The sequence below is a fragment of the Rahnella sp. CFA14(1/10) genome (assembly GCF_004195095.1).
Classification (GTDB): Bacteria; Pseudomonadota; Gammaproteobacteria; order Enterobacterales; family Enterobacteriaceae; genus Rahnella; species Rahnella perminowiae.
Genome location: NZ_SEWS01000005.1, coordinates 246,850 through 260,281 on the forward strand (window position 1 = coordinate 246,850; position 13,432 = coordinate 260,281).

Genomic DNA, 13,432 nt, shown 5'->3' on the forward strand with positions numbered 1-13,432 from the left:
TGAAATCAGCTGATATCGTCTTAAAAATTCACTTTTAAACCGACAGCGGCCTGATAGTTGCTGTAATCATTTTCACCGGCAGAGGCACCCGCCTGACCCCAGACCTGTATGTTTTCTGACGCTTTTCCGCTGAGACCCATCCGCAATCCATAGCGGTTTTCCGGGACATCGCTGCTGAGGGTATCGCCGTTAAAGGTCAGAGAATCTGCATACTGGCCATTTTCCCAATTCACTTCTACATAAGGAACCAGTGCGCTGCTGTCATTGCTGCTACGGTTAGATAAGCGAATAGCCGCGCGACTTTGCAATGCATCATCACTGCCGCCGGTGATACGGCTACCGTTGGTTTCGGTGTGGTTTTCACTGTCATAGCGGTTATAGATAACCTGCGCCTGAGGCTCAACCGTCCATTCACGGGTTGCTGACTGGCCGAAAGCCAGCAGATACCCTGTTTCCAGTGAAGTCTGGATCCCCTGGCTGCGGTAGTTTTCTTTGTCCAGCTGGTCGCCCTGTACGCTGTTGTCATACCAGGCATAGTGTGCCCAGCTGTCTACATACCAGCCTTTTTGGTGCTGCGCATCCTGATACCAGGTCGCATAGGTCCCCACGCTATAACCGCTTACTTTACCCGTTGCGCCGTAGTGGTTGCCCTCTGCTTGCGATTGAGTCCTGCTTTCGCCAACACCTGCCATGATGCCTAACTGATACTGGCCACCACTGGCCGTATCGCCGGTAAGAAGCTCAGTTCCCAGTTGCAGTGCGGTACTGTTGATATCCAGGGATAAATCGCCGCCCGCCGCATTAAGCTCAGTCGCATCGCTGTGAATGAACAGCCAGGCCCGCCCGTCCTCACTTTTTTGTGCAGTACCGCGATCATGCTGCTGCAACGTGAACATACGCTGCGCAGCCAGCTGGTTACCGAGATAAGCACCGGTTTCAGGGCGATAGAGCGAAGGTGCCGGTGTCGGGTCCGGCGTCGGCTCAGGCGTGGGGTCAGGAATGGGATCCGGGGTGGGATCAGGAATTGGATCAGGCTCAGGCGTAGGGTCGGGCTCCGGGGTGGGATCCGGTTCCGGCGCGGTTGCCGAACTCAGATACCAGTCGCCATTCTGGGTATTCTGGAACAGGTTATATTCATATGCCCCGGCAACCGCGCGGTTCGCCAGCGAGAACTGCCCGTCAGAAGTGCCTTCTACACTGATGACTTCCATGCCTTGCAGGCTTTCAGCGCCCATTCCACCGATATTATTGACGGTCAGGGAAGATTGTCCGTAGCTGTTACCTCCGATCACCAGTGTGTCAGTCAGTGATGCATCATCGCCCAGTTCGCTGTTCATCACTACGGTTCCGTTATCGCCCGTATAATCGCCGGTAATGACATAGCGATTACCTACCTGGCCGCCGCCCAGCAACAGTGTGCCGGCATTGTTCATGTTTCCCTGCAACGTTGTTGTGCCAGCGGTGACTGATGCTTTACCGGGCAGGGCGTTATAGGCCATCACCGTTCCGCTGTTATTAATGTCACCCGTAACATTCCCTTGTGAAGCAAACCAGGCACCTTGCGCGACATTTACTTCAGGTGCGGTCAGGGAGCCGGTAGCCTCAACCAGTAATCCCCCGCCGCTATTGATGAGGGCATTTCCCGCCGAGGTGACATTGCCACTCAGGGTCAGTTGTCCCTGGTTAACCAACAATGTTGATTCATCGCTGCCGGTAAGGTTGATATCACCGGACAATACCCAGTCATTACCGTTCATCGTCAGCGTTTTAAAGCCAGTGCCGGCCGACGTGCCGGTAAAATTGGCATCCTCAGATCCGGTTTCATAAAGCACCAGGGTATTGGTGTCTGCTGTGCTGCTGATAACGTCGCCGTTGAGCACGGATCCGGTGCTAAGTGTCAGGGAATTGCTGCCAGTGCCTGAGAAATTAACCGCTGCTTCTTTCCCTGAGAGGGTGCCGTAATTGGTGATATCGAAACTGGCAGTGTCAGAAATCAGGATGCCTGAATCCAGTTCAGAAGATATCGTGCCTCCGGCCTGGTTGATTATCACCCCATTGGCATTTCCCCTGCCTACCACACCGCCGGTTTTACCTGAGATGAGTCCGGAATTGAGTATCTGGCTTTGCGGATCGCCGTCTGCTGCTGAGTTGAATATCACACCGTAGCCGGTGCTGTTCACCACGCTACCTTCGGTACTGTTATAGTGGCCGCCGTTATAAAAATAAACCGCTGTGCGTGGTTTGTCAGGATTGGACGCTTTTATTGTGCCGCTGTTATTTACGGTTGAAAATTCCTTGAGATAGATAGCATCGGACTGAGATTCAATATAACCAGACTCACTATTATTGACCGTTCCGCTACCGTTCATTCGTACAGCATAATCATCACCGGCAAATTCTGTTCCGGTTGTAGTAATACTTACAGTGTTATTAAGTGTTGAATTATTCCCCTCAAATAAAATACCATTTTTTCCGGTTATTTCAGGCACAATGCTTTCGCTGTCTGACGGTGAAGGCCGTACCATTTCGAAAGTATTCCCGTCACCCGTAACAATGACGGCAGTACCTGTGGGATCGGTAAGGCTTTCTGCAGGCTGGAATAATGTGTCGGTGCCATCGAAAGACGTGGTTGTGAGCAGGGTCGCTCCGCTGTTTGCTTTTACCGGCGCAGAGGCCGCCATTGCCAGAGGAATTCCCTGTGCCAGAAAAAGAGGGAGTGCGGTATAAAGGGCAATTCTGAGTACAGAGATCCGGGATTTAACAGGTATATTCCCTGTCGTCCTGGAAGTTAAATAATTTTTATATACCATGCTGAATACAATTCCTTTGCATCATTCATTTGAAGTGATATTTGAAAAGCCGGAATTGTATCTTTTGGCGGTGGTTAAATAAAATACAGATATTATATATATCACGGGAAGGTATTCCTCCCGTGAATAATAAATTAATTTACATTATTAAAGCTTAGCGAAACAACGACGTGCTGCATCGATGGTGCGCTGAATATCTTCCTGCGTATGGGCGATAGACATAAAACCTGCTTCGAACGCGGAGGGGGCGAGGTAAACACCTTCATCCAACATCAGGTGGAAGAATTTTTTGAAACGTTCAACGTCACATTTCATCACATCCTGATAGCAGGTGACGGTTTCAGCATCGGTAAAGAACAACCCGAACATGCCGCCGACGTGATTCACCGCAAACGGAATATTTTCTTTGCGTGCCGCGTCCAGCAAGCCTTCGGCCAGTTGGGTGGTGCGTTCGGTCAGGGTCTGATGAACGCCCGGCTGTGCGACTTGTGTCAGGCAGGCAATACCGGCAGCCATGGCAATCGGGTTACCGGAAAGCGTACCCGCCTGATACACCGGACCGGTCGGTGCCAGCGCGTCCATCACATCGCGGCGCCCGCCGAATGCGCCCACCGGCATTCCGCCGCCGATGATTTTACCCAGGCATGTGAGGTCAGGCATCACATCATAATAATCCTGCGCACCACCCAGTGCGACACGGAAACCGGTCATGACTTCATCGATGATCAACAGTGCGCCAAATTCATCACAAATTGCCCGCAGACCGGGCAAAAACTCAGGCAATGGCGGTACACAGTTCATATTGCCAGCGACCGGCTCAACAATGATACAGGCGATATCGTCAGGAAATTGTTCGAACGCGGCGCGGACAGAATCCAGATCATTATAGGTACAGGTCAGCGTGTGTTTGGCAAAATCAGCCGGTACGCCTGGTGAGTTTGGCTGGCCGAGGGTCAGCGCGCCGGAACCGGCTTTCACCAACAGGCAGTCGGCATGGCCATGGTAACAGCCTTCGAATTTGACGATTTTATCGCGATGCGTGAAACCACGCGCCAGACGGATGGCACTCATCGTCGCTTCGGTGCCGGAGTTCACCATGCGCACCATGTCCATGCTGGGCACCAGACCGGTCACCAGTTCGGCCATTTTGACTTCCATCTCGGTCGGTGCCCCAAAGCTCAGACCGCGCTCTGCCGCTTCAATCACCGCATTGCGGATTTCAGCATTGTTATGGCCAAGCACCATCGGTCCCCATGAACCCACGTAGTCGATATAGGCTTTACCATCGGCATCAAACAGGAAAGCGCCGTCAGCACGCGCGATGAATAAGGGGGTGCCGCCGACGCCGGAGAAGGCACGTACCGGCGAGTTAACACCGCCCGGGATCAGCGCTTGCGCCTGCGTGAACAGACTTTCTGACTTACTCATTATTCGGCTCCTGAATTGCTGGGTTCAATATGTGATGAAAAGATTAACGCGCCCATTCTAGTGAACTGAGCGGCGTTATCAAACCGTAAACCGTGCGGCATTTTGTTGCAGATCCTGTCAGGACGGCAATTTGTATGATTAAATCCATTTACCTTCCATAACCTTTTTTGTATTTCGCCTTCCGTGATGAATGAATCAGACACTGAAATTTTAGCGGATTCGCCCGCGCGCGGTCCGCGCAAACGCAGCGAAATCCTGCGCCTTGTATTGCGTCGCGATAAAACGCCGGTCACCATTTTGCTTGTCGCCGCTGTGGTCGGCACGGCCGCCGGTTTACTCGGCGTAGCATTCGAAAAAGCGGTGAACTGGGTGATGGCGGTCCGGCTTTCCGGGCTGGATGTCTTCAGTGATTACTGGATCCTGCTGTGGCCACTGACGTTTGTGTTTTCCGCCGCACTGGCGATGGTCGGGTACTATCTGGTTCGGTGTTATGCGCCCGAGGCGGGCGGTTCAGGGATTCCGGAAATTGAAGGCGCGCTGGAGGAATTAAGGCCGGTACGCTGGTGGCGTGTGATCCCGGTGAAATTTTTCGGCGGCATGGGCACGCTGGGCGCGGGTATGGTGCTGGGAAGGGAAGGGCCAACTGTTCAGATGGGCGCGAATGTCGGGAAAATGATGGTCGATATTTTCCGGCTGCGCAGTGCGGAGGCGCGGCATTCGTTGCTGGCAACCGGTGCGGCGGCCGGTCTTTCGGCCGCATTTAATGCGCCGCTTGCCGGTATTCTGTTTATTCTCGAAGAGATGCGGCTGCAGTTCCGTTACAGCCTGATCTCGATAAAAGCGGTGTTTATCGGCGTGATCATGTCGAGTATCGTTTTCCGTATTTTTAACGGTGACGGCGCGGTGATTGAAGTCGGCAAACTGGCAAGTGCGCCGCTCAACACACTGTGGTTGTATCTGGTGTTAGGCATGGTATTTGGTGTGGTCGGCGTCTGCTTTAACGCCCTTATTTTCCGTACGCAGGATATGTTTGCCCGCGTGCATGGTGGAAATCTGCGTAAAATCCTGCTGATCGGCGGCATGTTGGGAGGATTCTGCGGCCTGCTCGGGCTGGTGCATCAGGAAGCCACCGGGGGCGGATTCGCATTGATCCCGCTGGCGGCGGCAGGAAAATACAGCCTGATGATGTTGCTGGCGATCTTCGTTGTCCGGGTGGTCACGACGCTGTTGTGCTTTGCGTCCGGTGCACCGGGGGGGATTTTTGCCCCGATGCTGGCGCTGGGCACGTTGCTCGGCACCGCATTCGGTACGGCGGCACTGGCGTGGTTCCCGCAATACGGCATTCAGCCTGCCACTTTTGCCATTGCCGGAATGGGCGCGCTATTTGCCGCCAGTGTGCGTGCACCGCTGACCGGTATCGTGCTGGTGCTGGAGATGACCGATAATTATCAGCTGATTTTACCGATGATTATTACCTGCCTGGGGGCGACCCTGCTGGCGCAGTTTTTGGGCGGTAAGCCCTTGTATTCCGCCATCCTGACCCGCACCTTACAGAGGCAGGAACGTGAGAATGCCGAAAAAACGCAGGCCGGGGTTACCACTGAAAGCACCAATGAGCAGGACAACGCAGCCAAAAATGCCCATACTTGAAGCATTAACTCAGGTATAAGATAATGAGTATATTATTCAGACAGTCAATCCGGCGGCCTGAACAAATGCGGATTGGGAGTGAGAAATTATGAGTGAAGCATTGTTGAATGAAACAGCCGCGTTGCCGTTACAGTTTACTGAGGCCGCGGCACGTAAGGTGAAAAACCTGATTTCCGATGAGGAAAACCCTAACCTGAAACTGCGTGTGTATATCACCGGGGGCGGTTGTAGCGGTTTCCAGTACGGTTTCACCTTTGACGACAAAATTAATGATGGTGACATGACCATCGAAAAAGCCGGTGTGGCGCTGGTGGTGGATCCGATGAGCCTGCAATATCTGGTCGGTGGTTCGGTGGATTATACCGAAGGGCTGGAAGGTTCACGTTTTGTGGTGACCAATCCGAATGCAAAAACCACCTGTGGTTGTGGTTCCTCTTTCAGCATTTAATTACCCGTTTCAAAGAAAAAGCCCGTTTGCGCATGCAGACGGGCTTTTTTATGCTTAAAACCCCCGTTCAAAAGGGCGCTCAGGTAAGTGAGTATTCACAAGGGGGTTACCATTCAACCGTCACCAGCTTCGAACCGGGGCTAATCCCCGGCACGGCGGTAAGCATTTTTTCGCTGATGTGCGGTTGCATCATCGTCCGGCTGGCGCAGATGACTGAAGTGTGAGTGCGCGCAGCATTAATCTTGCAACCTGGCATGATCGTCAGGCTGACGCCAATCTGGCCGCCCGTCATGCCCGCGACAGCAAACAGCGGGCTCAGTGCGAGCAGCACACTGAGTAAAAGAGCTTTCATTATTGTTATTCCTGCTGGTGTAGATCAACAAAATCAGCCTGGCTGAAAAGGTTATCGGTCTAATTTTCGCGGTCTTTAATCCGAAGTTGTTACGATTTGGAGATAAACCGCTTTTTTGTCGTTGTTCATACCGTTATTTATATTAATTTGCTTGTTTAACAAACAGATAATCGTAAGGCGGGGGTGGCAACGTACGAAGGATGTTACGCCGGATAGAGTAACAGAAGGCGACGAAAAATTATTGATTTCGGTTAATAATACAACAATCCGGGAAGGCGCCTGCGGGTCTGCCCGTTGATACACTTTCATGTTGGTGAGCATTCACCCTTCAGGGATAGCAGCAAGCTGCGGGCAAAGTTGTTGTGCAGCCAGAAGGATACGCGGTCCGGCGCGGCTGAACCAGTCGGGATCCAGGGCGATAACCTGCGCACTGAGCATCGGGCCCCAGTAATCTTCTATCACCTGTTTCTGCGGTTTTCCGCCTGATATAACAATAACCTGAGGATGACGGCTTAAAACCTGTTCCCGGCTGACCTGAGGCCAGGGTACGCGGCTGTCAGCGAAAATATTTTTTGCGCCGCACACGTTAAGCACTTCGCTTTGCATTGTGGTGGCGGCAGCCGTAAACAGCGGCTGGGTGCCGAACTGAATAAAGGCAGAAACCGATTTTTCGCGGCGATATTTCAGCTTCAGCGCCTGCCATTGCTGACGGAAATCCGCCGCGGCTTGTTTTGCTTTTTCCGGCGAAGGGCTGTACACCGCCAGCTGTTCCAGTGCCTGTGCTACCTGTTGAGCATTTTGCGGATCAAGATAGATAACCTGTATCCCCAGCGAAATCAGCTGATCCAGCGGGCGTTGTGGGTTACCGCCCCGCCAGGCGAGGACCAAATCAGGTTTCAGCGTCACAATGCGTTCAACGTTGATTCCCTGCCAGTTAGCCACCTGCTCAAGCTTTCTGGCCTGGGGTGGATAATCGGAGTAAGCACTAACTCCGATTATCCGGTCGCCCAGACCGGCGGCAAACGCCAGTTCTGTCAGACTGGGTGCCAGCGTGATCACCCGTTGTGCAGGTGCGGCATTGGCCACCACAGGCAACAGCAGGCCGCTCAGAATGAGGCAGAACCGGCTTATCATTATTCTTCGGAAGCTGCCAGCGCTGTCAGCATCGCATCCACCATCAGAGTGGATTGCTGTGCGGCGACAACCAGGAATTCTTCAAAGCTCAGGTGAGATTCACCATCGGCAACGTCAGAAATCGCGCGAACGACCACGAACGGCGTATCGAAAAGGTGGCAAACGTGACCGATAGCGGCAGCTTCCATTTCGACAGCCGCAACCTGCGGGAAGGTCGCGCGGATACGTGCCAGAGGCGCGGCACCATTGATGAAGGCGTCACCGCTGCAAACCAGGCCGCGGACGGCGTTCAGGTTCAGTTCACGGATGCAGTTCTCTGCCAGTTCAATCAGTGCCGGATCAGCGGTGAACGCAGGCGGACAACCGGCCATCTGGCCCGGTTCGTAACCAAACGCGGTGACATCAGCATCGTGATACCGCACTTCATCAGAGACGACGATATCGCCGACTTTCAGCGTTTTCGCCAGACCGCCGGCGGAACCGGTGTTAATCACCACATCAGGACGGCAATGTTCCAGCAGCAGCGTGGTGCCCATCGCCGCAGACACTTTACCAATGCCGGATTTCAGCAGCGCCACGTCTACGCCGTTTAACTGGCCTGTATAGATTTCGCAGCCCGCACGTTCGATAGTCTGACGGTTGATGATCTTGTCGCGCAGCAGAGTCACTTCCTGCTCCATTGCACCGATAATGCCTACTTTCATATGAATACTCGCAGATGTGTATGGAATGAGCCGCAGCATGTGCGGAATTGTCGGTTTAATCACGAAAACAATGCGCGATAGTCTATCATGGCTAAAGATAAGAAATAATCCGTTTGGGATGCAGGTTGTTAATGCAAAAAGTGCGTCGGTTTGATGTGTGAGTGGCTGAAAAGGTGGGAAAACATGTCCGGGATCGATTTTAAAGCGAAATTCAATTTTCAGCGCCCTTTCAGCGCACCGATCGAGGCACGCGATGCCTATGACGTCGTCCGTCAGTTCGAAAGCGATCGCGGACGCATTATCAACTCGGCAGCCATCCGTCGCCTGCAACAAAAGACGCAGGTTTTTCCGCTGGAGAAAAATGCCGCCGTTCGTAGCCGCCTGACCCATTCCCTTGAAGTTCAACAGGTCGGGCGTCACATTGCCAAAGAAATTTTGCATCGTCTGGGCCGGCAGGGAAAACTGGAATATTACGGGCTGGACGAGGTGACGGATCCGTTTGAAAGTGTGGTCGAAATGGCATGCCTGATGCATGACATCGGCAATCCACCGTTCGGTCATTTTGGTGAATCCGCCATCAATAACTGGTTTGCCAGGCGGATGGATACTTCCGGTTGCGGCGAAACGCCGCAGGAAATCGATTCCTGTCTGGTCGCGTGTTTACGCCTGACGTCAGGCGATACTGAACTGAATCAGCTGCGCAGTAAAATCCGCTACGATCTGTCTAATTTTGAAGGCAATGCGCAGGCCATCCGGCTGGTCTTCACTTTGCTGAAACTCAATCTGACCTACAGCCAGACCGCGTGCATTCTGAAATATACCCGCCCTGCGTACTCAATGACCAAACTGGCCTCGCATGATTACCTGATGAAAAAACCGGGTTTTTATCTGGCGGAAGAGCCGTTCATCAATAAACTGCGCAGCGAACTCGGGATGGGTGAATTTAACCGTTTTCCGCTCACCTACATTATGGAAGCGGCCGATGATATTTCTTACTGCATTGCGGATCTGGAAGATGCAGTTGAAAAAAGTATTTTCAGCGTTGAACAGCTTTATCAATATCTGTGTCGCGAGTGGGGCACAATAGAGAAAAATGACTTCTTCGATAAAGTGGTTCGCACCGCTTACGAAAAAATGGATAAAGCGAAAACGTTCCGTAATCCAGTAGATTACTTCTTTATGGAACTGCGTGTTCAGACGGTGAAACAACTGGTGCCCCATGCTGCCCGCAGATTCATTGATCATATAGAAGATATTTATCAGGGCACTTTTAATCATGCATTACTCGAAGATGACAGCCAGGCCAACCGGTTGTTAGAGATTTATAAAGCGGTCGCCTTCAAACAGGTATTCAATCATCACGAAGTGGAGGAGCTGGAATTACAAGGCTATCGGGTGATCAGCGGATTACTGGATATTTACAGCCCGCTGCTGGATATGCCGCTGACCGATTTTACCCGTCTGGTTCAGGAAGACACGCACAAGCAATATCCTATAGAAACCCGTCTGTTGCATAAGGTTTCTGCTAAACATCGTCTGGCTTACAACAATGCTGTGGCGGCTCTGGAAGGGTTACCGGTCGCGGAACATGCCGCGCAGGAGTTTTATTACCGGGCGCGAATGATCCAGGATTATATCAGCGGTATGACTGACCTTTATGCATACGATGAATACAGAAGACTAATGGCGGCTGAGTAATTTTCCCGTCATATTTCGTATGACAGAGGCATTGGCTGTTTTCAGTTATCCGGATCCCTGACTCATGTCAGCTCACCGGGATTTCTGCCCTTGCCGTCTTGCGGTAATACGAATTATTTAGGGTGATAGTTAAGGATTAAATTTAAATGTCTTTAAGTTTCTTTACTGAACTGTCTGAAAGTTCGCCATTTGTAAGCACTGACAATAATTTTTTACCATTGTCCGTTCGACCCTGATGAACTTCACGTTATTAATACTCTCTCAGTATCACGACTACCAAGCAATGCGACTATTTTTGGTTGCCACAATAATTTTAAGAGATCCTGAAAAATGAAAAAATCGAGTTTATTCCTCAGCGCATTAGCGTTAAGCATCGGCATGGCAATGGCCCCGGTTTCTTCTGCACTGGCTGCTGAAACAGCGTCTTCCAGCACCAGTACCACTCAGCTTCCTAGCCTGGCACCTATGCTTGAAAAAGTGATGCCATCCGTGGTGAGCGTTAACGTTGAAGGCAGCGCGCCGGTAAAAACACCGCGTATGGGCCAGCAGTTCCAGCAATTCTTTGGTCAAAATTCACCGCTGTGCCAGGACGGCTCGCCGTTCCAGGGTTCTCCGGTTTGCCAGGGCGGTGGCCAGGGGCCGGACGGTCAGCCAGTGCCTGAACAGAAAGAAGATTTCCGCGCGCTGGGCTCCGGTGTCATCATTGATGCCGACAAAGGGTATGTTGTCACCAACAACCATGTGGTGGATAACGCCACTAAAATCACTGTGCAGCTCAACGATGGCCGCAAGTTCGACGCGAAAGTCATCGGTAAGGATCCGCGTTCTGACATCGCCGTTATTCAGTTAGAAAATGCGAAAAACCTGACGGCGATTAAGATGGCTGATTCCGAACAACTGCGTGTGGGTGATTACACCGTGGCAATCGGTAACCCGTATGGTCTGGGCGAAACCGTGACTTCCGGTATTGTTTCCGCACTGGGTCGTTCCGGCCTGAATATTGAGAACTACGAAAACTTCATCCAGACTGATGCGGCAATTAACCGGGGTAACTCCGGCGGTGCGCTGGTGAACCTCAACGGTGAACTGATTGGCCTTAACACGGCGATCCTGGCCCCGGACGGCGGCAACATCGGTATCGGTTTTGCGATCCCAAGTAACATGGTGAAAAACCTGTCTAAACAAATGATCGAATTCGGTCAGGTGAAACGCGGTGAACTGGGCATCATGGGGACTGAGCTGAACTCCGAACTGGCGAAAGCCATGAAAGTTGACGCACAGCGCGGTGCGTTCATCAGCCAGGTCATGCCGAAATCCGCCGCTGAGAAAGCGGGCATCAAAGCCGGTGACGTGATACTGAGCATGAACGGTAAACCGATCAGCAGCTTCGCCTCGTTCCGTGCTGATATCGGCACCTTGCCAATCGGTACTAAAGTGACGCTCGGCCTGCTGCGTGAAGGCAAACCGATGAACGTTGACGTCACTATCGAGCAAAGCACTCAGACACCGAAAGTGGAATCCGGCAATATTTATACCGGCATCGAAGGGGCTGAACTGAGCAACGGTGCGGCAGGCGATCAGAAAGGTGTGAAAGTCGATGAAGTGAAACCGGGTTCAACGGCGGCGCGCATCGGCCTGAAAAAAGGCGACGTGATCCTGGGTGTGAATCAGCAGAAAGTAACCAATCTGGGTGAGCTGCGTAAAATTCTCGACACCAAGCCAAACGTTCTGGCGCTGGATATTCAGCGTGGCGATACCTCCATTTATCTGCTGGCGCAGTAATTTACGCCTGCAAGACCGCATACAAAGCACGCTCCGGCGTGCTTTTTTTTGCCTGTTTTCCAGTAACACACATAAATTATGCGGATTTTGCCGGGCAGGTTGGGCATTTGCTTAAAACTGTGACGTTACCCGCAACTTCAATAGGCGCTTTCGCTCTTTGGGCATTTGCATAATGTGTGGGCATCACGGCCTGAGTATGCTGTTTTAACAACGATAAAACAGGCAAGGCAGGGGCTCCATGTCGGCGTATCATCTCGATGCAAAGCTGGCGCAACAAATTGTTGCCCGCACAATGCAAATTATTGATAGTAATGTGAATGTCATGGATGGCCGCGGACGGATTATTGGCAGCGGCGACGATCAGCGTCTTGGTGAATTGCACGAAGGCGCTTTGCTGGCGATTTCGCAGGAGCGTATTGTCGATATCGACGAAGGCGTTGCACGGCATTTGCACGGTGTACGTCCGGGTATCAATTTGCCGCTGCGTATCGACGGTCAGATCGTGGGCGTTATCGGTCTGACGGGCAATCCGTCCCAGTTGCGTCAGTATGGCGAGCTGGTATGTATGACGGCGGAAATGATGCTCGAACAGGCGCGCCTGTTGCATATGCTGGCGCAGGACAGCCGTCTGCGTGAAGAACTGGTGCTTAACCTGATCCGTGTGGATGAGCTTTCGCCGGCGCTGATGGAGTGGGCGCAGCGTCTGGGCATCGACCTGAACCGGCCACGCGTTGCGGCAGTGGTAGAAGTAGACAGCGGACAGCTTGGTGTGGATTCCGCCATGGCCGAACTGCAGCAGTTGCAAACCTTGCTGACTACGCCGGAGCGCGACAACCTGATCGCTATCGTTTCCCTCACTGAAATGGTGGTGCTGAAACCGGCGCTGAACAGCTACGATCGCTGGGATCCGGACAGCCACCGTCAGCGCATTGATCATCTGCTGTCGCGCATGACCGAAACCGGACGCCTGCGCGTGCGCATTTCCCTGGGTAACTTCTTTACCGGCCCCGGCAGTATCGCCCGTTCTTACCGCACCGCACGCACCACCATGACGGTAGGCAAGCAGCGGATGCCGGAACAGCGCTGTTATTTCTATCAGGATCTGATCTTACCCGTGCTGCTCGACAGCCTGCGTGGCGGCTGGCAGGCCGACGAACTGGTGCGTCCCCTGGCGCGTCTGAAAGCGACGGATAGCAATGGATTACTGCGGCGCACATTGGTGTCGTGGTTCCAGAATAACGTTCAGCCGACTGCGACCTCTAAAGCATTGTATATTCATCGTAATACACTGGAATATCGCCTTAACCGTATCTCGGAATTAACCGGTCTGGATCTGGGTAATTTCGACGATCGTTTATTGCTCTACGTCGCTCTGCAATTAGATAATAACCATCTGTGACAGCCATCACAGCTGTTTCATTTTTTG

10 protein-coding genes are annotated in these 13,432 nt (G+C 52.5%); 5 read left to right on the forward strand and 5 right to left on the reverse strand.

Annotated elements, in window-relative coordinates; translation table 11 throughout:
• Positions 1 to 20: 20 nt before the first annotated feature.
• Entirely contained in the window at positions 21 to 2,681 is a 2,661-nt protein-coding gene (locus EVX52_RS12060) for an autotransporter outer membrane beta-barrel domain-containing protein (RefSeq protein ID WP_165385180.1), read from the reverse strand.
• A 276-nt stretch (positions 2,682 to 2,957) separates the two neighbouring features.
• A complete protein-coding gene (gene hemL / locus EVX52_RS12065) occupies positions 2,958 to 4,238 on the reverse strand; it encodes a glutamate-1-semialdehyde 2,1-aminomutase (RefSeq protein WP_129991350.1) in 1,281 nt (426 codons plus the stop codon).
• Between the two features lie 186 nt (positions 4,239 to 4,424).
• Here hemL and clcA point away from each other — a divergent pair, with 186 nt between their 5' ends.
• Both clcA and erpA read left to right on the forward strand, forming a co-directional pair.
• Entirely contained in the window at positions 4,425 to 5,888 is a 1,464-nt protein-coding gene (gene clcA / locus EVX52_RS12070; RefSeq protein WP_129953128.1) for a H(+)/Cl(-) exchange transporter ClcA, read from the forward strand.
• Between the two features lie 88 nt (positions 5,889 to 5,976).
• Complete coding sequence (gene erpA / locus EVX52_RS12075; protein ID WP_370278338.1) at positions 5,977 to 6,336, forward strand: iron-sulfur cluster insertion protein ErpA; 360 nt, start codon at positions 5,977 to 5,979, stop codon at positions 6,334 to 6,336.
• A 106-nt stretch (positions 6,337 to 6,442) separates the two neighbouring features.
• On the opposite strand, the gene EVX52_RS12080 is transcribed toward erpA, so the two are convergent.
• The 3 genes from EVX52_RS12080 to mtnN all read right to left on the reverse strand — a co-directional run bounded on the left by EVX52_RS12080 (position 6,443) and on the right by mtnN (position 8,526).
• Entirely contained in the window at positions 6,443 to 6,688 is a 246-nt protein-coding gene (locus EVX52_RS12080; RefSeq protein ID WP_129953127.1) for a hypothetical protein, read from the reverse strand.
• Positions 6,689 to 7,009: 321 nt separating this feature from the next.
• Complete coding sequence (gene btuF / locus EVX52_RS12085) at positions 7,010 to 7,822, reverse strand: vitamin B12 ABC transporter substrate-binding protein BtuF (RefSeq protein WP_129991351.1); 813 nt, start codon at positions 7,820 to 7,822, stop codon at positions 7,010 to 7,012.
• The gene (mtnN, locus tag EVX52_RS12090; RefSeq protein WP_129953125.1) at positions 7,822 to 8,526 is read right to left on the reverse strand and encodes a 5'-methylthioadenosine/S-adenosylhomocysteine nucleosidase; all 705 of its coding nucleotides are present in this window, start codon (positions 8,524 to 8,526) and stop codon (positions 7,822 to 7,824) included. The genes btuF and mtnN overlap by 1 nt, the downstream gene beginning before the upstream one ends.
• Positions 8,527 to 8,709: 183 nt before the next feature.
• On the opposite strand from mtnN, the gene dgt reads away from it, so the two are divergent.
• The 3 genes from dgt (at position 8,710) to EVX52_RS12105 (ending at position 13,405) form a co-directional block, all read left to right on the forward strand.
• A complete protein-coding gene (dgt, locus tag EVX52_RS12095) occupies positions 8,710 to 10,224 on the forward strand; it encodes a dGTPase (RefSeq protein WP_129953124.1) in 1,515 nt (504 codons plus the stop codon).
• A gap of 330 nt (positions 10,225 to 10,554) precedes the next feature.
• Positions 10,555 to 12,006 (forward strand): serine endoprotease DegP, encoded by a 1,452-nt coding sequence (gene degP / locus EVX52_RS12100; RefSeq protein WP_129953123.1) that lies wholly within the window; start codon positions 10,555 to 10,557, stop codon positions 12,004 to 12,006.
• 238 nt (positions 12,007 to 12,244) lie between these two features.
• Positions 12,245 to 13,405 carry a CdaR family transcriptional regulator gene (locus EVX52_RS12105; RefSeq protein WP_129991352.1) on the forward strand — a complete coding sequence of 387 codons (1,161 nt, stop codon included), beginning with the start codon at positions 12,245 to 12,247 and terminating at the stop codon, positions 13,403 to 13,405.
• Positions 13,406 to 13,432: the final 27 nt, after the last annotated feature.